Source organism: Streptomyces sp. NPDC005808, from assembly GCF_042871385.1.
Taxonomy (GTDB): Bacteria; Actinomycetota; Actinomycetes; order Streptomycetales; family Streptomycetaceae; genus Streptomyces.
In genome coordinates, this window is the sequence record NZ_JBIAIK010000008.1 from 36215 (window position 1) to 55440 (window position 19226).

The following is a 19226-nucleotide window of genomic DNA, read 5'->3' on the forward strand; positions in this document are numbered from 1 at the left end:
CCGCCCCCCGCCGGTCCGCGGACCCACGAGTTCACTCTCGGGCAAGTTCCAGTGCGCTGACGGTCAAGCCGCGGCCGCCGAGCGGCCCACGCTTCGAGTCACGGACAGTTCGTCGAAGGAGCGCGCCATGCCACGAACGGCCCCGCCGGGGCACACCCCTCGTTTCACCGCCTACAGTGCCCGATTCCCGCAGGGCACGGACGCCTTCGTCTTCGCGCAGTACGGCTGCCAGGCGCCTTCCCGGGAGGAAGCCGAGCGGGGCGCGGCAGGCCTCGCCACGCTGTTCACCGGGCCGGACGGTCCTGACCTGGTCGACCGCGGAACCTTCTACGACACCGCCGGAACGCACAACGTGACGTTGCTGGCGTACTGGTACGACCCGAACGGCCACCGGCGCTGGCGGGAGTCGGAAGCCGTCCGCGCCGCCTGGGACGGCCTCCCCACGCAGGGGCCGGCCGGGTACTGGCGCGAGGAGTCCGTCATCCCCGTCGAGCGGAACGAGACGCTGCACACCCACCGCCGTGAGGACTACGCGACCAGCGGACTGTCGCAGTCCGGCGCCCTCGAACTCCCCGAGACCCAGGTGCACGACTACTGGGGCGCCGCCCGTGACCGTATCGCGGCGTCGGCCACCGAGGCCCTGGAGCCCGCGATGCCGGCCTTCGAGCCGCAGGACCCCGGTACGCAGGCGACTCGTGGCCGCCGCGTCAGCGTCGACGTACCGGGAAACGTGGCGCTGATCCGCACCGCGCAGGACTGGTCCGCCAGCACGCTGTACCGCGAGACCTACCTGGCCGACGTCAAGCCGGTCAAGGACCGTGGCGTCGACTTCCTGGCGGAGAACGCCGGGTCCGGCTGTATCGCCGCCCGCAACCTCACCGAGGAGTCGGCCGACGGCGTGCCGCTCGACCGCGCCTGCACCATCGCCTGGTTCGCCTCGCTCGAACACCTGATGACCTGGTGCCGCTCGCACCGCACACACCTGGACATCTACGCCAGCTTCTTCCAGATGGTCGGCGGCGGCGAGGGCCCGCTGGACGTCGCCTTCTGGCACGAGGTCTCCGTACTGCCGAGCGGTTCGGTGACCGCCGAGTACGTCAACTGCGATCCGCGCACCGGCTTCCTGCCGCTCGCCGCTCGCTCCACCACCCCAACCGCCTGACGGCAGAGGAGAGTTCACCATGGTCGAGTACGCAGGTGCCTTCAAGGCAGCCGCGGTCCAGGCCGAGCCGGTATGGCTCGACGCAGACGCCACGATCGACAAGAGCATCGGCCTGATCGAGGAGGCCGCCCGCGCTGGGGCGCAGCTGATCGCCTTCCCCGAGACCTTCATCCCCGGCTACCCCTGGTGGCTGTGGCTGGACTCGCCGGCCGCCGGCATGCAGTTCGTCGGGCGCTACCACGAGAACTCGCTGACCCTGGACGGCCCGCGCTTCCAGCGGCTGCTCGACGCCGCGCGGGCGAACTCCATCGCGGTGGCCGTCGGCTACAGCGAGCGTGGCGGCGGCAGCCTGTACATGGGCCAGGCGCTCATCTCCGCCGACGGCAAGCTCGTCGGAGCCCGTCGCAAGCTCAAGCCCACCCACGTGGAACGCACCATGTTCGGGGAGGGCGACGGCTCCGACCTGGTGGTCCACGACACCGCGCTCGGCAGGATCGGGTCACTGTGCTGCTGGGAGCACCTCCAGCCGCTGACCAAGTACGCCATGTTCAGCCAGTACGAGCAGGTACACGTGGCGGCCTGGCCCAGCTTCTCGGTGTACAAGGGAGCGGCCTACGCGCTCGGCCCCGAGGTCAACAACGCGGCCTCCCAGATCTACGCCGCCGAGGGCCAGGTCTTCGTACTCGCCCCGTGCGCCGTGGTCGGCGAGGCGGCCGTCGAGCTGTTCTGCGACACCCCCGTCAAGCAGCAACTGCTGCAGCGCGGCGGCGGCTTCGCCCGGATCTACGGCCCCGACGGCCGCCCGCTGGCCGACCCGCTCCCCGAGGACGCCGAGGGCATCCTGTACGCCGACATCGACCTGGCCGCGATCCCGTTCGCCAAGGCCGCCGCCGACCCGGTCGGTCACTACGCCCGCCCCGACGTCACCCGCCTCCTCCTCAACCGCACCGAGCGACGCCCCGTGGAGTACGCCACCCCGTCGGCCGAGTTCTTCGACGATGCCGAGGCGATCATCACGGAGCCGGAGGCGGCACCGGTCGGGTGAGGCCGGCGCCACTGCACGGAACCGAAGGGGCGTACGGCCGTCTCGCTTCCGGAAGGACCCGCTGGCGCCGCCGGGTGCCCGGAAGCCGAGGCGGCCGGCCACGGCCGCGACCTCTGCGCCGGAAACGGCCGCTCTGGCGTCCATCACAGCCTCACTCACTGCCGCCCATCCACCCAGCCCCCGGCCCGGCCAGAGCCGGGGAACCATGACGATCGCGCAGTTCAAGCGGAAGCGCCGGCACGGGTCATTACCCTCGCCTGGCGCAAGAACCGCTACTGGCACCTGGAAACAGCCGACGGCGACTGCGGGCTGAGGGCATGGCCCAGCAGCGTGCCCACATACCGCTGACCAGGACGCATGACGAAGCCCCGGCCAACGTTTCAGCCGGGGCTTCGGCGTGTCACAGGACCGTCACCGCACCTTCACAGGTCCCGTCCTGGGCTCATGATGGCTCCGCAGCAACATCAGTCCAGGGGGGACCATGCGCATCCGCACAACCATCGCCGTAGCCACGACCGCGCTCGCCATTACGCTCGTCGGCTGCAGCAGCGACAACGACGACAGCAAGCCCAAGACCACCGAGAGCAGCAGTCGGCCCAGCACCGACACGAGCGCCGCCGAGAAGGCCGCCGGCCTACCGCCCGAGCCCACGGGCGCCGAGCGCGACGCCGTCCTCGCCGCCATCCATGACGTCAACGCCAAGCTCACCACCGATGAGGACAAGGCCATCGACGCGGCACGCAACCAATGCTCAGCCCTTGACGGCGGCGCCACGAACCCGGATCACACCGCCGCCCTCCGGTTCTCGTACGACGCCGTCACGCTCACCGATGACGACGGAGCTCACCTCAACACCGGCCTGCGCAAAACACTCTGCCCCAAGACCTGACCACGCCAACTCCGGCCCGGCCCGCATGGTCGCGAAGAACTACCTCACCGGGCCGGAGCTCGTCATGATCGTTTGGCCGCCGGGCCAGCAGCGGGCCAGCACGACGATGCCACACGCTGTAAACGACACCGAACCCCAGGTCGAGATACCTCTGACCTGGGGTCCGTTCCGTAGACCCTGTGGGACTCGAACCCACAACCAATGGATTAAAAGTCCTGGCCAAAGCTTGCTGGGTGGTTCCGGGCAGTGTTTCGGGATCCGAAAACACCTGGTCAGAACACATCTCCTGTGAGGCGCGGTCCATCACATGATGGCTTGTGCTCCACCATCCGCTCACGCTTCGCTCACGCAGAAGAGCCCGTTGACCAGCACGTTCGATCATTCGGCGCGACGGTACAGGAGGGGGAGGATGCCAGGGTTTCCGCGACCCCGACTGCGTTCTCCGCGGCGTCGACCCAGTTGCGCGTGAACAGTCCTCACTCACGCAGGAACGACTCTCAGCCGATGCGGCGCCCACCGCCTCACATAACTCACCTTGGGCCGAAGGCGGCAACTGGAGGGTGAGCAGCAATCGGCTCATCTGATTGAGCAGTTGGCAGCATGCCGCAGGGAGACAGAGCCAATCGAGGCGTCAGGGCCGCGCAGGGGGAAGGCTCGCCGACACGTGCGGGCACTGTGGCAGTAGGTCTCGTCCCGACCTCGCCAGGAGACGAGGTAGACCACCGTGAACGCGTGAATGTCCTGTTGTCAGTGGTGGCGCTTATCGTGTTGCGCAGGCGAAGTACCGGTGCAGACCGCGAACTTCGGGGGTGATGTGGGTGAAGAGATCGAAGGCGGTGCACCTATGAGGCAAGAGGGCAGTAGCCGGATGGCGCCAGACGACCTCATCCGGGACCGCGAGGTCGACAGTGCCCAGAGTGACCGATTGGCTCACAGCCATATCGCCGATCAGCTCTACGACGTAGTGCTGTCGGTGCCCACGCCGACCAATATCGCGGTGTGGGGCCCTTGGGGCTCCGGCAAGTCGGGCGTGGCCAATCTCCTGAAGGGATTGCTCGACAAGCGGAAGAACGTGCGGTTCGTCCGCTTCGACGCCTTCAAGTACGCGGAGAACCCGCTGCGCAGGAACTTCATTATCGCGACTGCCACCGCCTTGGGGATCAGGGATGCGAAGTTCCACGAGGAGCTGTACGGAGGACGGGTCGCTGTACAACTCCAGTTCGGGCGGAACGATGTAGGGCGTCTCCTGAGGATGTTCAGCCTGACCTTCGGATCTGTTGTCGTCTTCTTCGGCATCGCGATGGCTCTCTTCGCCTGGCTGCATGGAGGTGCGTTCCGGCCCACGTTTGCCAGCATGGCTGCCGGAGCGCTGAAAGCGGGCCTCGCGCCGGCGGCCTTGCTGACCTCTTTGATGGTGTTGGTCTCGCGCACCCTCACCCGCGAGCACAAGACAGAAGCCGCCGACAGCGATGAGCAGTTCGAGGAGATCTTCGCCGACCTCGTCGGGCGTGCCGGTGTGGAGCGGCTCGTCGTGTTTGTCGATGAGCTGGACAGGTGCAAGCCTTCCGACGTCGTGGCCACGCTGGATGCCCTGCGCACGTTTCTGGGGGTTGATGGCTGCGTCTTCATCGTCGCTGCCGACCAGCAGGTCCTGGAGGAGGCTCTTACGCGCGCTTTGGAACAGGCCACGCCAGCCGACGCCGTCAACCCGTACTACAGCAGCGGAAGCGGCTATCTCGACAAGGTGTTCCAGTACCAGCTCAGTCTCCCGCCCTTGCTGGTGCCGAAGGTGACCAGCTTTGCCGCCGATCTGGTCCGCGGGCGGGACGGCTTGTGGGCGGCCATGGACATCAACTTGGTCGTGAGTGTCCTTGTGCCCTCGCATGTGCGCAGCCCGCGCCGGGTGAAGGCGTTGCTGAATACGTTTGCTCTGACCTACCGGCTGGCTCAACGGCGGGCGGCGGACGGGCTGCTGGAGACCGATCCGGCCACGCGGGTTGCGGAGATCGCCAAACTGGTCTGTCTGCGAGTGGAGTTCCCTTTGTTTGCGAGGGATCTACTGCTCGACCCCCGGCTGTGCGAGTACGTACTGACCCTGGACGCCGATCCTCGGGCCGATCTGCCTCCCCGATTGGAGGAGCCGGTCAGGCAGGCTGCACGCAGGTACGCCAACCTTGACGCTGATGTAGACCAGCGTCTCAGCGACCCTGACAACCTCGATGAGGATGAGGACAAGGAAGCGGAGGTTGATGAGGTACGAAAGCATCACGGTCAGCAGCTTGTGGCCTATCTCAAGAGGACACGGCAGGTGCCGGGCCCGCGCCGTGACTTGATCTTCCTTGAGACGAGTGGCAGCGTGTTTGGGCTTCCCGCTGACGTGGCCGAGGCGCTAGAGCAGCAGGCACAGAACGCTGAGCTGGACGAGGTGGTGACGTCAGTCAGCGGCCTATCTGCCGAAGAGCGTGGTGCCGCGCTGGCCATGCTGACGCAGCAGGCCCGGGATGCGATCGGCTTGGAGGGGGAGAACGTCGCCTACGCTGTCTTGGCGGTCTGTGGTGATATTGCCGTCCCGCTGGACGGCATGGCGGACACTGCCGTTGAGACACTCACACCAATCCTGACCAGTTCCCCGCACGCTCTGCCCGACGAAGTACTGGCCGGTTGCTGGCGGCTGGCGCTGGCGAGCGACCGCTCCGCAGCTCTAGAGATGCGCACGATCGTCCTACGACACTCCTCGGTCAGAGAGAGTGCTTCGGTGGCTGCCACGGTGATCCGCCATGTCGGGCCGGCCCTGGCAGCGGACCCCGAGCTTGTAAAACAGTTGGTGTCCCGCCATCTCCTCGGCGAGGAGGATATGGCGGACATGCTCGCCGACCTCCCCTCCTCGCAAGCCACGACTCTGATGACGCAAGTCGGTCCTCATGTCGCGCAGGAACTGCGGGCACTGATCGGATCCCACGAGGCATGGAAGAGAGCCCAAGCTCAGCCTGGAGCAGTCGCTCCGGACTCCTCATCAGAGCCGAGATCTCCTGACGAGGCGCTGCAGACACTGGAATGGCTGCTTGAAACCTGGTGCGAGAAGAGCCCTGAGGCGGCACATGCTGTCGTGGAACTGCTGTTGGCGTCCGACAGCCAACCTTCCCGGAACCTCGTAGAGCGACACACAAGCACCATCCCCATGATCAGGGAAAAGGTCCTGGCGCGGGCAGTATTGTCGAGCGCCCGGCGACGTGCGACCGAACGGTGGCCAGACTGGCTGGGCATGCTGGACCCACAGTCGTCCATCGACGACATGACCCAGGAATTCGACGAACTACTGGGTGTGCTGTGGGCGAGAGTCAGCCAGAGTGACGGCGCTCCGGAGCCCGAAGTGGTCACTCGCACCGCGGACAGCTTCATGCGACTCTTCGACAACCAGCCCCCGGACCACTATCCACACATCACGCCCTTTGTCCTACCGTCACTGTCTCGCCCGTCGACCGACGAAGAAGCCGACGAACAGCTAAGGCTGCTCGGCGTCCTTCAGCCGCTGGAAGACAGCGGACTATTGAAGCGAACAGATTTCGTCCCTCATCAAGCGGAAGCCCTTACCGAACTGCTCGCCGACGGAGACGATCTCGTTGTGACGCAGGACGGCGCGATCCTGGCCTACGTCGAGTCACTCCTGAACGACTGTCTGCGTGACCTGTACTTTCCCTCAGCACCGCTGAGTCCCGAAAAAGCTCGCGCCTTGGTGGAGGCCCTCGACAACTCCGGAGGGCTCCCGGGACTTGAGCACACTCGGCTACGAGTCCGCGCGCGCCATCTGCTCCTGACTGGGAATGTCGACCGGGGCGGTCTTCAATCGTTGCCGCCAGCGGCGGAAATGGCCGCCTACGTCGGCAGCCGCCCCAACCGTGTCGGCGAAACGCTGGCTGAGTGGATCTCTCTTGAAGAGCCCTCGGCTTCGGAGCTGTACACCGCCGTCTCCGCAGGTCTACGGCAACAACGGTCGCTGCAAACCGACGTGGCGCTACTTCAGGCTATTGCCTCACGACTGACTGATCTGCCCGCGCAGGAACAGGCTGGTTTCTGGAGGGACTTGCTGGGAGGTCCAGGCACTCGCCTGCCGGAGCACATGCTGATCGCAGCCGGGTGGCCCTCGCTCCCAGACGCTTTCACGGCCGAGCTCCTGATCGATAGGTATACCCGCGTATCCAAAAATCCCGATCGTCGGGCCATTCTCGATCTTTGGAAGGCCGCGAACATTACGACCCTAGCCGCCCGCCGCGACCTGATCCAAGCAATCCTCCTCCCCATGCTCGAAGCCGGCCAAGGAGCCGCTGAGCACGCACTTCAATGTCTGCCACAGCTCATGGAGTCCGTACCCATGGGAATGCGGACCGCCGTACGTCAGACCGTCGAGGCCACCGTCAAGAAGTGGAGCAACCTTGAAGAGCGAAGCATCAAGACACTGACAGCCGTCGGATACCGCACCGAGCGCACCGGTCTGTTGAAAATGAGCCAGCGCATCAGCCGCAGCAACGACGACTGAGGAGCCAGAGGAGCAGTTGCGCAACTACCCGCCGTTGGTGTTTCCGTCGAGCCGACGGCATAAGTCGGTCCGCTGTCTCACTGGCTGTTCTCTATCCGCTCGTGTGGTCGGTGGGGTTCGAACAGGGGGCTGAGCTGCGCCCTGTTTCGTGGAGTCCCTGATGTCAGGGTTACGATCCTGGCGAAGGAGAACCACATCAGTGCCTGCACCACGGAAGTACCCCGACGAACTGCGTGAGCGCGTGATCCGCGAGGTCCGCGCCACTGGTCGCCCCGTCGCGCACGTCGCGAAGGACCTCGGCATCCACAAGGAGGCCCTGCGGCAGTGGGTCCGCCGGGCCGAGGCGGACGCCGGTGAACGTGACGACCGGCTGAGCACGGCGGAACTCGAAGAACTCAAGCAACTCCGCAAAGAGAACGCCGTTGCACCGTCGAGCGCCTGATGGCCGAGCTGGGCCTGGAGGGCGTGATCCGTGGTCAACGCCGGCGGACCACCGTGGCGGCGCCGTCGGCGCCCCGCCCGCCGGACCTGGTCGACCGCGACTTCACCGCCTCACGGCCGGATCAGCTGTGGGTAGCGGACATGACGTATGTCCGCACATGGTCGGGCTGGGCGTATGTGGCGTTCGTCCTGGACGTGTACTCGCGGATGATCGTCGGCTGGCAGGTCGCCAACCACATGCGCACCGAACTCCCGCTGGACGCACTGGAGATGGCCCTGTGGAGACGGAGAATCAAGACGGACTCCGGCCTCATTCACCACAGCGACAGGGGTTCACAATATGTGTCGATTCGCTATACCGAGCGGCTCGCCGACATCGGCGCCTCCGCGTCGGTCGGCTCCGTCGCGGACAGCTATGACAACGCGATGGCCGAGGCACTGAACGGCACCTTCAAGGCCGAGCTGATCGAGATCCAGGTCCCCTGGACCGGCTTCGACCAGGTCGAGCGGGCGATCTTCCAGTGGGTCACCTGGTACAACGAAGAACGCCTGCACTCCGCATTCGACTACGTACCGCCCGCCGAGTACGAACGCGGCTTCCGGCGAAGCCAGGAGCAAGCCCCGCAGTCCGCCTGAAACAAGATCACCGGACTCTACGAAACTCGGGTCAGCTCACCCCGACCTACTGGCGCGGGTGTGTCGGCAGGCTGCGAGAGCCCAGTTCCTTGCCGAATGCGTTGGTCGCGCAGGAGAGTCCCAATAGCCTCGGTCGCAGCACCCGAGACGCCAACCGACGATCGCGCCGCTGAACGAGCCCGGGCGCGACTCCGATCTGGGTTTTCTCCGTCCGTCCGGCCGTGCCGGAGACTGCCGCTGGACTCCGGCAGAGGCAGTGCCCTTCGTCGGGTAGCCTGCGGCGCCCACGATCAGCACACCGTTCACAGTGAAGCCTGCGTATTGCTACAGGTCGTCCCGGACCGGATCCTGGTCGTTGCGGTGCGGCTCGTCAGAACTGAGTTGCTACTGCACGAGCCGTAGTACCGGGCGCTGTTCCTGAACATCGAGCAGTTCTCGGACGCGCTCGGTCGTCCAGGCCAGCTCATGCGCCAGTTTGACCACCGACAGACCCGCTTCCCCGCAGGCCAGGTCGAATGCTTGGCGCAGCAGCGATGGTTGCTCGCCGGAGTAGCCAGATACCGACTCCGGAATGAAGCCGGGCTGGCCATCCAGTGCTCGCAAGCGTTGGTATGTACGGCTAGTCGTGGCGTCCGAGATGAGCCCAAGTTCACGGCATCGGTAGACGAGTGAGTGGATGGAGACACCCCAGACCTGCCTGAGTTCGGCCAGTCTCGCGAGGTCCATCCGCTTGGGCAGGAGGGGGAGGATGATGTCTTGGGGAGTGAGGAACTCGGCAGCGAAGGCGTCGGCTTCCTTCTCCTGACGACTGTCACCCGTGGCGTCGCCGTGGAGTACGAGATGCCCGAGTTCATGGGCAGCTGTGAAGCGATGGCGGTAGACGTCGTCGGCTCGGTTGGCTGTGAGAACAACGAGGGGCCTCACCGCCCGGGTAGAGAAGGCGTCCACAGTTGCGGCCGAGGGGTCGGATGCCGGAGGCATCACAGCGACGATGCCGTGGGATTCCATGCGTCGGACGAGATGGGTGACGGGACCGTCTCCCAGACCCCAGCGCCTTCGCAACTCGCGTGCCGCCGCCGCTGGGTCCGTGGGCAGTTCAGCTCCCGGGTGAACCTCACCGCCGGCGAAGCCAGGCAGGTTCACGAGGGGAAGCTGAATCCGGCGTTCCAGGGCGTAGGTGAGTTCCCACACCTGTTCCGCGAAGGCCAGGGCCCGTTCCCTCTGGGACTTCGGCGTACTGCGCAAGCTACGGAAGTGAGCCATGGAGGAGTCGAGCCGGTTTGCCGGACGGCCGACCAGGAAGAACGTGGCAGGTACGCCGAGGGTCTCGGCAAGACGGGGGATGAGGTCGGGGCGAGGACGGGATACCCCCGTCTCGTACTGGCCCACGGCTGCCGGGGTCACCCCAAGGGCATGCGCGACGTCCTTCTTCGTCATCTCAGCCAGCCGGCGCGCTTGCGTCAGTCGGGCGGGGTCGAAGCCGTCGGAGATGGCGCGGGGTGTGGTGCCCCGCTCCTCCAAGCCCGGGATGAGATCTTGCTTAATGGTTCGCATCGCCTTCGCTGGTCTGGTCGTCGGCCGGCTCTGCTTCGGTCAGTGGCAGAATGTCGCGCAGTTGATCAACGTTCGCACGCGACGACAGCGTAAGGGCCGGCTCTGCTCCGCCGTCGAAGCTGGTCAGTGCCGACTCGGACGCAGTCGTCTGCTTGGGGATGCTCCTCAGGTGCTGCCCATGGGAAGTGACGGTGTCGGGCAGGGTAAGCGCCTCGGGAACCGTCTCCCACTCCAGGCGTCGCTCCGCACCGAGTGCGGCGATGCCCCAGTGTGCCTCCAGCAGCTCTGAGGCATTGCACGCGAAGGGCACCAGGACCAAGCGGGTGCCGGGAGGCAAGGATGCGAGACCACCTCGCGGCTCCGCCTCCTGACCGTTCTCGCCGAAGCCGTCGAAGTCGAAGGCGTCTTGTACATGGGCCGGTTCGGGCGCGAAGGTGAACAGTTCCCTCACCAACTGGGACTCACGGGGGATGCGGGCTGTGCGCACGTCCGACGTGGTCTTCGAGTAGAGGAACGGGTAGAGCAGACCGTTGCCGACGACTATGAGCTCAAACGGAAACCCGAACGGCTTGACGGGCGTGGCGCCCGGCAGATCCCTCAGCTCCTCCCACACCCGCTCGAACTGGCCCTGCCAACGGGCCGAGCCGTAGGTGTGGTTGGTACGCGAATCCGCCTGTTCCTGCGCAGCCTGGGCGTTGGCCTGCATGTTCCGCAACGCCTGTCCGAGGCCTACGTGGACTACCGACGCCTGCTTGCCGAACACCTCGGTCGCCCAGGGTGAAAGAGACACACTCATGCGGACGACTCCTCTGGTCGGACTTCGCATTGGAGCACTTCGCTACCAAGGGGACTTTAGTTGATGTACGAGTTCTTGCACAAGCGCTTCTCTAGCACGCGCATTTCTCTCGCTGGCCCTCCTCGGCGTCACCACGCGTCCGTCAGCCACGGAGGAGCACTGGCTCTGGGGCGGCTACCCGCTGGCCACCCGCGATTCAGCGTCGCTGGTGGCGACAGTTCGCGAGGCGGGCTTTCGGAGACCGAGGCCATTGCCCTATTGCTGGCCGGAGGGGCCATGACCGTCCCTCCGCTCACGCGTGCGCAACTCTCCAACCAGCGGCAGGTAGAGCAGCAACGAACCCGTCCCTATCACCAGCGCAATACTCCACCTGTCCATCGTCGCGGCGATGGACAGGTGGAAGTCAAGGCCGGGCGCTGGGTGCCGGTCAGCGGATGGCGCAGATCATCACAGTGAGCAGCGGCGAGGCCGCTGACGGCTGGCTCTGGCCGATGCCCTCGTAGCCCCACAACTTGTAGAGCGCGTGGACCTTTCCGTCCCCAGCAGCTGGGTTGACCATGAGCGTGACGTACGTCTCTTCGCGTGTGGCGAGTAGGGCGTCATGGATGTGGCGGGCGGTGCCGGTCTTCCGCCAGGTCAAGCGGACACCGATCTCCTTGAGTGCCACGGCTGGGCGCTCGGTGTACTTCTCCGCAGGCGCCGGGCTGATGCGCTGCCAGTAGCGGTCTCCGTGCTCGATCGTGTTGCCGTAGGCGTAGCCGACCGGATGCCCGTCCGCGTACGCGAGGACAGCTGTGAACCCCGGCTCCGCGCCGTGCCGGTCCAAGCGCTCGCCGAACGCGGTGACCGCGTAGTTCGGCAGGTGGAGCAGCGGGGCGCGCACGTCGGCGTACACGTCGAGGAGGTCGCCGCGGACGGAGTCGAGGGTGGTGAACGTGCGCAGTTCGATGGCGGGCGCCTTGGTCATGCGGCCATCCTCCAGGTGGCAGTGTGCTCGGTCCAGGTCTGCACGCTGGAGCTGCCCGTCGCGGTGGCACGCAGCGCGGCCCCGAACTCCTGCAGCATGCGCGTGACCCGGGCGTGCTGGGTAGCGGCGTCGGCGGGGACCTTCATCGCGGTGGCCGTGGCGGCGTCGGGGGCGCCCTGTGCGAGCTGGGCGTGTGCGAGCCGGGTCGTGGTGATGGCGAAGGACCGGACCATGTGGTGCCGGAGGGCGGACAGGCAGCGGTGGGCGTGGTACTCGGCGGTCGAGTAGTCGCCGAGCGCCAAGTGCGCTGACAGGGCCAGGGAGTCCAGCTCGGCCTGGTCGTAGAAGGCGAGCATCCACACCGGCCGGTAGTCGGCGGGGTCGGCACGCAGCATGGCGTCCTGCGCCTGCTCGAACGCGCGACGGGTTCCGGTGCGGTCCTGCGCCGCGCCATGGATGGCGCCCTGCCGGGCGAGGCCGAGGGACGCGAACAGCGGGTCACGGCGTGTGAGGTGCAGGTTGCGGGCGACGTCGTTTGCGGCGAATGCGTCGGCGGGGCGGCCCATGTGGCGGTACATGGTTCCTGCGTGACTCCAGATGCGGAACTTGATCTCCTGGTCGCCGGACATCTCGGCGAGGGCCTGGGCCTCACGCATGTGCGCCTTGGCAACGTCGTAGCGGCGGCCGTCGATGGCGGCCCACATCGCCGAGGAACGGAAGGCCGCTGCGGACGCGTAGAGGCTGCTGCGTACGCGCTGGCTGGCGCTGCCGGCGTTCTGGAGGTTCAGTGCCTCGTCGGCGAGCGCGGCGGCCCGTTGCTCGATGCCGAGTTGGCCGCCATGGCGGTGGTCGCTGGCGATGATCTCGGCGAAGCGCTTCTGGAGGCGGTCGACGTCGCTCATGCCGATGCGGCGCGTTGCGGTGCCGGGCGCGGCTGCTGCGGCGGCAGCCGCCGCGATGCCGCCGACAAGGGTACGGCGCTTCATGTCGGGGTCCTCCTGCTGCGGTGGGGCTGGGGTGAACGAAGGCCGGCCCCGTGGCACGAACCCTAAAGCGATGGCGGGCAGGCCGCTGACGCCCTCAAGTGCCTTACGGGTAGCCGATTTGGGCCACGTAACCCGGCCTGCTTTCCAGGCCCGGACCGATGAGCCGTCGAGACCGCCAGGCCGCCCCGTTAACTGCTCCAAAGCCCTGTTCACAGCGTCAGCAAGGCTGTTGGAGCTGTAGCCGTGTTCGGCCATCCACGCCTCAAGGACGGTGTTGCGCGTGGTGTCCATCCCCGCACGGTAGCTCTCACGCCCCCTCACCCACCAGGTAAAGGGGAGGTCAAATCGCCCTAGGTCCTTCCGTTGGACGGACGCTGGATCGCCCTAATCACCTTGCCAGGAAAGGGAGTTGTCTTGTTGTCGGTCGCCCTCCACGCCCCACCGTGCGGGCGGCTGTTGACGGCCCGGCCCGCCCCTGAGGTTCCCCCGCGGGGGTCGGCCGGGCGCCGAGACAACCCGAAGGCTCCCCCAATGACGAGTCTCACTACGCAAGTTCACGTCGCCTCAGTCGGCCGCCCCGCCTATAGCCAGAGCTTCCCCTCCAGCCGTCCACGGCCGAGATCGGCCGCAAGCTCGTCCTGGATGTCCTCGGCATATGGCACCTCGACAACCTCGCCGACCACGCCGCGCTGATCATCACAGAGCTGATCGCGAACGCCGCCAGGCACACCCCGTGCCACGAGATCCGCCTGTTGGTCGAGCGGCCGAGCCCGACACGGCTACGTGTCGGGGTGTTGGACCGAGAGCCGGCGCGCTTGCCGACTCTCAGCCCAGCCGATGACGATGACGAGTCGGGCCGCAGACTGCTCCTCATCGATGCAGTCGCCGACCGCTGGGGCTACGACCTGCACAGCTCGGGCAGGCGCCCATGGGGCAAGGAAGTCTGGGCCGAACTCCTTATCAAGGACGGCGCGTGAGGACCCCGGCCACGGCGAGCCCGCCGCTCCCGCACGTCGCCCAGCTCCGCCCCCGTCAGCAGATGGCCATGGACTGTGCCCTCTGCGCCCGCCCGCTGGGAGCGAGTGGCCGGGTGCTGGGTGAGGTACGCCACCGGGGCCTGCCGTCCCGGCTCTGGGCCTGCATACCCGACTGCCAAGCGGCCAGATCGACCATCCCGACCAGCTGAGAAAGGGGACGTTCTCCATGGAGTGGCCATGGATCACCGGTGATTGCTGGCTCGGCTGCGAGCGCACCGGAGTCCTGGTGATCTGGCTCGGCCCGGTGCAGTGGGACGGGCAACACGCCCCCTTCTACGCGTGCGAGCCGTGCCTCGACCGCCTCCAGGCTCAGGCACTCGGCTACTTCATGGAGCGGCGGCCGGCGTCCGCTTGATCAGAGTCCCGGCACACGACTTCCCGGTGCGAGGCAGGCAGCCCGCGAGGAGTTCCTACGCGGGTCACGTCCCCTCGTGCCGGGTGGGCCAGAAACCGTCCGGGGAGCAAAGCGTCCGGCAGCGCTCCGCGTGATGGGTCCTGGTGGGCACCACAGTCCAGCAACACACCAACGATTGCGAGGAGTTGGAGCATGACCCGTAACCGCGTAGTACCCAGCCGTACCGAAGTGCACCCGCAGACCCCGGGATCATCGGACGGCTTCGACCTGGACGTCTCTCTCGTCGAGATCGCCGACCCGGCGGGCCTGGTCAATCTGACCGACGACGGCTGCGGCTCCACCTGCGGAGCCTGCACCACCAACGTCGCCTGACCCGGGCCTCAGGTCACTCCGGGCTGGTGCCGCCGCGCCCCGGCGTGGCGGCACCAGCCGCCCGTTTCCCCACGCCCCACGGAGGTAGTTGGTGATTGCTCCGCCCGCAGCGTTCCGAACCGGCACAACAGCTCTCGTGCGCGCCGTAGCCCGGCCGTCGCTGCCGGTTCCTCCGTGCCCTGACCTCGATGACCGCTCGCCCAGCAGCTTGACGGCCTGTGTCACGTGGCTGCGTACGGTCTGGGTGAACCAGGATGTCGCCGAGGCACTGCAACACTCCAGCCCGGTCCTGGCCGCGCAATTGCAGGCCCTGTGCAAGACCGAGCAGCCGCCTCTGCGGGACACACGGCGCGCAGCGCAGTCCGTAGCCCGCTATCTGCTGCGGTCCGAGCACCGGGCTACGCCTTTCGGCCTGTTCGCCGGCGTGACCACCGCGGAGTTCGGTCCGCAGACGAGTTCGAGCTGGGGCACGGAGCACGTGCCCATCGCCCGCGCGGGGGCAGAGTGGCTGGCCGCCGTGATCGACCGGCTGGAGTCGTGCCCGGGCCTCCTCGAACGGCTGCCCGTTGTCGTCAACAACACTGTGACCAGGCGGGGAGACCGGCTCATCGTGCCGTTCCAGCCCGACGTCCAGGACGACCGGACTCGCGCGGTCGAGACGTCCCTTGCTCTGACCGCACCGGTGCGCGCGGTCCTCACCTTGGCCCGGGCGCCGATCCAGGTCGGAATGCTCGTGGACAAGCTCCGGGCAGAGTTCCCCGCGGCAGGATCGGCAAGGGCGCGTCATCTGCTGGCCGAGCTAATCCGGCGGCGGGTGCTGATCACGAGCTTGCACGCGCCGAGCACCGAGACCGATGCCCTCGGCTATCTGCTCGGTCGACTCGACGCGATCGATGCCGGAAGCCTCGCTCCGGTCGCAGAGACGGTGCGCGAGCTTCGCGCGGTCCGGGCGGGACTGGAGGAGTGCGCCACGCGCGGTGGCCGGGACAGCGTCGCAGCACGGATGCGGGCCCTCGTGCCCGGCCTGCGCCGCCACCCCGTCGCGCTCGACCTGCGCTTGGACGCGCAGATCGTTCTGCCGGACGAAGTAGCCCGGGAGATCGAGCGTGCGGCCCTCATCCTGACCCGGGTGAGCACCCGCCCGTACGGGACCGTGGCGTGGGGCGAATACCACCAGCGGTTCTATGAGCGATATGGCATCGGCACGATGGTGCCGCTCCAGGAGGTCGTGGGGGACAGCGGCACCGGATATCCCGACGACTACCCGGGCAGTCCGGCCGGCGCGCGTCGACCTCGCCTCTCCGCCCGGGACGACGCCCTCGTACGACTGGCGCAGGCCGCCGCACTCGACGGCCGCGACGAGGTGCTAGTCACCGACGAATTGGTTGCGGCCCTGGACGTGGGGCCCGACGAGCCCCGGCTGCCGCCGCACCTGGAGGTGGGTGTGAGGGTGTACGCGGCTGACCTGGGAGAGTTGCAGCGCGGGCGGTTCCGGCTAGAGGTTGTGAGCGTGTCCCGTGGCGCCGGTGTCTCCACGGGCCGGTTCCTCAGCGTGCTGACCCCCACCGACCGCGAGGCCCTGGCCACAGAACTCGCCGACCTTCCCGCTGCGGACGGCAACACCGTATCCGCGCAGCTCTCTTTCCCGCCGCTGCTCCCCGAGAGTGCCCACGTCACCCGCGCCCCACAGGTCCTGCCCACCGTGATCAGCCTCCAGGAATACCGCGCTCCGGAGGACGCCGTCCTCACCCCAGCGGACTTGGCAGTGGGGTGCGACGGCCGCCGCATGTACCTGGCCGCCCCTGACCGCGGCCACCGCGTCGAGGCCGTCGGGATGAACGCGCTGAACCTGCTCACCCACACTCCGCCGCTGGTGCGGTTCCTCACTGATCTGTCCCGCGCCCAGTGCGCCCAGGTCACCGTGTTCGACTGGGGCGCCGCCGCAGCGATGCCGTTCCTTCCACGCCTGCGGTACGGGCGCACGGTGCTGGCCCCGGCACGCTGGCGGCTGGAGTCGTTCGAACTGCCCGGCCGCGCCCGTCCTCGGGCCGAGTGGGACGCCGCGCTCACCGACTGGCGGGCCCGGCGGCGACTGCCTCGTCGCGTCCACCTCGTGGAGGACGACCGACGCCTCTTCCTCGACCTCGACGAGGCCGGCCACCGGACGCTACTGCGCCAACACCTCGACCGTATGGACCTGGCCGTGATCGTCGAGGCCCCCGAACCGGAGACGTACGGCTGGTGCGACGGGCGAGCACACGAGGTCGTAGTGCCTCTCAAGGCGACCCGACCGTCGACATGGCCGCGCCTGCCCGCCCCCACCCAGGCCCGCATCCTCTCCCCGGCCCAGATCCAAACCCCCGCTTCCTCCCCCGTACTTCTGGCCACTCTGTACGGAGACTCCCGCCGCCAAGACACCCTCCTTGCACGGCACTTGCCCGTCCTCCTCGAACAACTCGGCAACCCACCTTGGTGGTTCATCCGCTTCCGCGACCCAGACCAACACCTCCGCGTACGCATCGCACTCCCCGCCCCAGAAGCCTTCGCCGAGACGGCCGGTTCGGTGAGCGCTTGGGCCGACGAGCTGCGTGACGTCGGCCTGCTGGCCGATCTGCGGTACCCCACCTCCTACCGCGAGATGGGCCGCTGGGGCTCCGGCGCCGCATGGGAGGCAGCCGAAGAGGTGTTCCGGGCGGACTCACGCGCCGTCCTGACCCAGCTCGCGCAGCCGCAGCGCCCCGGCGCGCGCACGCTGGTGGCGGCCCACATCGTCGCCGTCGCCTCCGCGTTCCTCGGCAGCACCGAAGCCGGGATGCGGTGGCTGATCGACCACATCCCGCCGACAGCCCCCGCGCCCGTTCCTCGCCCGCAGTTCACCGAGGCCGTACGGCTTGCCAACCCGTCCGACGACTGGGCAGCGCTACGCCGTGTCCCGGGCGGGGACGCCGTCGTGTCGGGATGGGAAGACCGGGATACAGCACTCGCCGGGTACCGACCGCACCTGCCGGGCCCGGACACCCAGGGCATCGCCATCGACGACGTCCTGACCTCCCTGCTGCACGTCCACTTCGTGCGGCACATCGCCGTGAACTTCCCCGAGGAAGAGGTGTGCCTTTACCTTGCGCGCGCCGCCGCCCTGGCCTGGACCGCCCGCACCACCGGGAGGACCTCATGACCGCCCACCCCGCGCTCGACCAGGTCGACGCCGTCGCTGCCCAACTCGCCGACCCCCACACGGCACCCCTCGGACCCCGGGCAACATCCTCACACCGGCAGCACCTCGCCTACGGACCTCCCGGCATCGCGCTCCTGCACATCGAGCGGGCCGCGAACGGCCTGGGACCGTGGCAGCGCGCTCATGACTGGCTGGCCGCCGCTTCCTGCCAGCCGTTCACCAGCGGCCCCGACAGCTATCCCTTCTACGGGGCGCCCGCCTTTGCCCACACCCTGGCCTGCGCCGCCGACCACCTACCCGGCTCCTACCAGCGCGCTCTGAACACGATGGACCGGCAGATCGCGGCCGACGCCGGGCGCCGTCTCGACGCCGCACATCGCCGCATCGATGCCGGACGCCTGCCGGAGCTCGCCGAGTTCGACGCTATCCGGGGCCTCACCGGATACGGCGCCTACCTCCTGCGCCGCGACCCCGGCAGCCCCTTGATGCGCGCAGTCCTCGACTACTGCGTACGCCTCACCGAACCGATCACTCATCATGGCGAGACCCTGCCGGGCTGGTGGACGGAGACAGGCCCCTCGGGCAGCCCCGACGATGACCGGTTCCCTGGCGGACACGCCAACACCGGCATGGCCCACGGCATCGGAGGCGTGCTCGCGCTCTTGGCCCTCGCCGCCCGGAAGGGCATTGCCACCGACGGGCAGCACGCAGCACTGCGCACCATCCTGGCGTGGCTGGACCGCTGGCAGGAGGAGACCGCCAGCGGACCGGCCTGGCCCTACTGGATCACCCGGGGCGAGTTGCGTACGGGGCGCCTCGCCCTGTCTGCGCCCCGGCGGCCCTCCTGGTGCTACGGCACCGCCGGCCTCGCCCGCGCCCAACAACTCGCCGCACTCGCTCTCGGCGACACCGACCGCCAGATCGAGGCGGAGAACGCGCTCGTGGCTGCTCTCACCGATCCCGACCAGCTGAAGGTCACCACGGACAACGGCCTGTGCCACGGCTTCGCCGGCCTCGCCCACATCGCCGCCCGTACGGCCGACGACGCCCACCTCTCGACCGTGGGCCAACTCCGCGCCGCGGTCCCCGCACTCCTGGCTGCGGTCCACCCGCCGGGCACCGACCCCGCGCGCACCGCCACGGCGCTCATCCAGGACGAGGAACGAGGCCCCGGTCTACTCGACGGCGCCACCGGCACAGCCCTGGCGCTCCTCGCCCCCAGCACCGCCGAACCGCCCCGGTCCGCCTGGGACGCCTGCCTGCTCATCGCCTGATCC

14 protein-coding genes and 1 pseudogene are annotated in these 19226 nt (G+C 67.9%); 11 read left to right on the forward strand and 4 right to left on the reverse strand.

The window, feature by feature from the left end:
* Window positions 1–127 precede the first annotated feature (127 nt).
* The 6 genes from ACFYPC_RS19110 to ACFYPC_RS19135 all read left to right on the forward strand — a co-directional run bounded on the left by ACFYPC_RS19110 (window position 128) and on the right by ACFYPC_RS19135 (window position 8707).
* Window positions 128–1162 carry a phenylacetaldoxime dehydratase family protein gene (locus ACFYPC_RS19110; RefSeq protein ID WP_388677378.1) on the forward strand — a complete coding sequence of 345 codons (1035 nt, stop codon included), beginning with the start codon at window positions 128–130 and terminating at the stop codon, window positions 1160–1162.
* 19 nt (window positions 1163–1181) lie between these two features.
* On the forward strand, window positions 1182–2207 hold the full coding sequence (locus ACFYPC_RS19115) for a carbon-nitrogen hydrolase family protein (RefSeq protein ID WP_388677380.1): 1026 nt from the start codon (window positions 1182–1184) through the stop codon (window positions 2205–2207).
* Between the two features lie 481 nt (window positions 2208–2688).
* Window positions 2689–3096 carry a hypothetical protein gene (locus tag ACFYPC_RS19120; protein ID WP_388677383.1) on the forward strand — a complete coding sequence of 136 codons (408 nt, stop codon included), beginning with the start codon at window positions 2689–2691 and terminating at the stop codon, window positions 3094–3096.
* A 787-nt stretch (window positions 3097–3883) separates the two neighbouring features.
* The gene (locus tag ACFYPC_RS19125) at window positions 3884–7630 is read left to right on the forward strand and encodes a P-loop NTPase fold protein (protein ID WP_388677386.1); all 3747 of its coding nucleotides are present in this window, start codon (window positions 3884–3886) and stop codon (window positions 7628–7630) included.
* Window positions 7631–7829: 199 nt separating this feature from the next.
* Window positions 7830–8072 carry a transposase gene (locus ACFYPC_RS19130; protein WP_388677388.1) on the forward strand — a complete coding sequence of 81 codons (243 nt, stop codon included), beginning with the start codon at window positions 7830–7832 and terminating at the stop codon, window positions 8070–8072.
* Window positions 8072–8707, forward strand: coding sequence for an IS3 family transposase (locus tag ACFYPC_RS19135; protein ID WP_388677391.1), 636 nt, complete (start codon window positions 8072–8074; stop codon window positions 8705–8707). The genes ACFYPC_RS19130 and ACFYPC_RS19135 overlap by 1 nt, the downstream gene beginning before the upstream one ends.
* 384 nt (window positions 8708–9091) lie before the next feature.
* On the opposite strand, the gene ACFYPC_RS19140 is transcribed toward ACFYPC_RS19135, so the two are convergent.
* The 4 genes from ACFYPC_RS19140 to ACFYPC_RS19155 all read right to left on the reverse strand — a co-directional run bounded on the left by ACFYPC_RS19140 (window position 9092) and on the right by ACFYPC_RS19155 (window position 13301).
* Window positions 9092–10261 (reverse strand): helix-turn-helix domain-containing protein, encoded by a 1170-nt coding sequence (locus tag ACFYPC_RS19140; RefSeq protein WP_388677394.1) that lies wholly within the window; start codon window positions 10259–10261, stop codon window positions 9092–9094.
* Complete coding sequence (locus ACFYPC_RS19145) at window positions 10248–11057, reverse strand: hypothetical protein (RefSeq protein ID WP_388677397.1); 810 nt, start codon at window positions 11055–11057, stop codon at window positions 10248–10250. The genes ACFYPC_RS19140 and ACFYPC_RS19145 overlap by 14 nt, the downstream gene beginning before the upstream one ends.
* A gap of 427 nt (window positions 11058–11484) precedes the next feature.
* Window positions 11485–12024 carry a GNAT family N-acetyltransferase gene (locus ACFYPC_RS19150; RefSeq protein ID WP_388677399.1) on the reverse strand — a complete coding sequence of 180 codons (540 nt, stop codon included), beginning with the start codon at window positions 12022–12024 and terminating at the stop codon, window positions 11485–11487.
* The gene (locus tag ACFYPC_RS19155) at window positions 12021–13301 is read right to left on the reverse strand and encodes an XRE family transcriptional regulator (protein ID WP_388677402.1); all 1281 of its coding nucleotides are present in this window, start codon (window positions 13299–13301) and stop codon (window positions 12021–12023) included. The genes ACFYPC_RS19150 and ACFYPC_RS19155 overlap by 4 nt, the downstream gene beginning before the upstream one ends.
* A 240-nt stretch (window positions 13302–13541) precedes the next feature.
* On the opposite strand from ACFYPC_RS19155, the pseudogene ACFYPC_RS19160 reads away from it, so the two are divergent.
* From ACFYPC_RS19160 to ACFYPC_RS19180, 5 genes and pseudogenes are all read left to right on the forward strand, one after another.
* Window positions 13542–13987: pseudogene (locus tag ACFYPC_RS19160) on the forward strand (ATP-binding protein).
* Between the two features lie 226 nt (window positions 13988–14213).
* Window positions 14214–14402, forward strand: a complete 189-nt coding sequence (locus ACFYPC_RS19165) for a hypothetical protein (RefSeq protein WP_388677405.1) — start codon at window positions 14214–14216, stop codon at window positions 14400–14402.
* 192 nt (window positions 14403–14594) lie between these two features.
* Complete coding sequence (locus ACFYPC_RS19170) at window positions 14595–14774, forward strand: FxLD family lanthipeptide (RefSeq protein ID WP_269653284.1); 180 nt, start codon at window positions 14595–14597, stop codon at window positions 14772–14774.
* Window positions 14775–15018: 244 nt separating this feature from the next.
* Window positions 15019–17949, forward strand: a complete 2931-nt coding sequence (locus tag ACFYPC_RS19175; RefSeq protein ID WP_388677408.1) for a lantibiotic dehydratase — start codon at window positions 15019–15021, stop codon at window positions 17947–17949.
* On the forward strand, window positions 17946–19223 hold the full coding sequence (locus tag ACFYPC_RS19180; protein WP_388677411.1) for a lanthionine synthetase C family protein: 1278 nt from the start codon (window positions 17946–17948) through the stop codon (window positions 19221–19223). Before ACFYPC_RS19175 ends, ACFYPC_RS19180 begins: the two co-directional genes overlap by 4 nt.
* Window positions 19224–19226 lie beyond the last annotated feature (3 nt).

Coding starts and splice junctions, on each gene's coding strand:
- ACFYPC_RS19110 (WP_388677378.1), top strand. CDS start 128: ATGCCACGAACGGCCCCGCCGGGGCACACCCCTCGTTTCACCGCCTAC.
- ACFYPC_RS19115 (WP_388677380.1), top strand. CDS start 1,182: ATGGTCGAGTACGCAGGTGCCTTCAAGGCAGCCGCGGTCCAGGCCGAG.
- ACFYPC_RS19120 (WP_388677383.1), top strand. CDS start 2,689: ATGCGCATCCGCACAACCATCGCCGTAGCCACGACCGCGCTCGCCATT.
- ACFYPC_RS19135 (WP_388677391.1), top strand. CDS start 8,072: ATGGCCGAGCTGGGCCTGGAGGGCGTGATCCGTGGTCAACGCCGGCGG.
- ACFYPC_RS19140 (WP_388677394.1), bottom strand. CDS start 10,261: ATGCGAACCATTAAGCAAGATCTCATCCCGGGCTTGGAGGAGCGGGGC.
- ACFYPC_RS19145 (WP_388677397.1), bottom strand. CDS start 11,057: ATGAGTGTGTCTCTTTCACCCTGGGCGACCGAGGTGTTCGGCAAGCAG.
- ACFYPC_RS19150 (WP_388677399.1), bottom strand. CDS start 12,024: ATGACCAAGGCGCCCGCCATCGAACTGCGCACGTTCACCACCCTCGAC.
- ACFYPC_RS19155 (WP_388677402.1), bottom strand. CDS start 13,301: ATGGACACCACGCGCAACACCGTCCTTGAGGCGTGGATGGCCGAACAC.
- ACFYPC_RS19165 (WP_388677405.1), top strand. CDS start 14,214: ATGGAGTGGCCATGGATCACCGGTGATTGCTGGCTCGGCTGCGAGCGC.
- ACFYPC_RS19170 (WP_269653284.1), top strand. CDS start 14,595: ATGACCCGTAACCGCGTAGTACCCAGCCGTACCGAAGTGCACCCGCAG.
- ACFYPC_RS19180 (WP_388677411.1), top strand. CDS start 17,946: ATGACCGCCCACCCCGCGCTCGACCAGGTCGACGCCGTCGCTGCCCAA.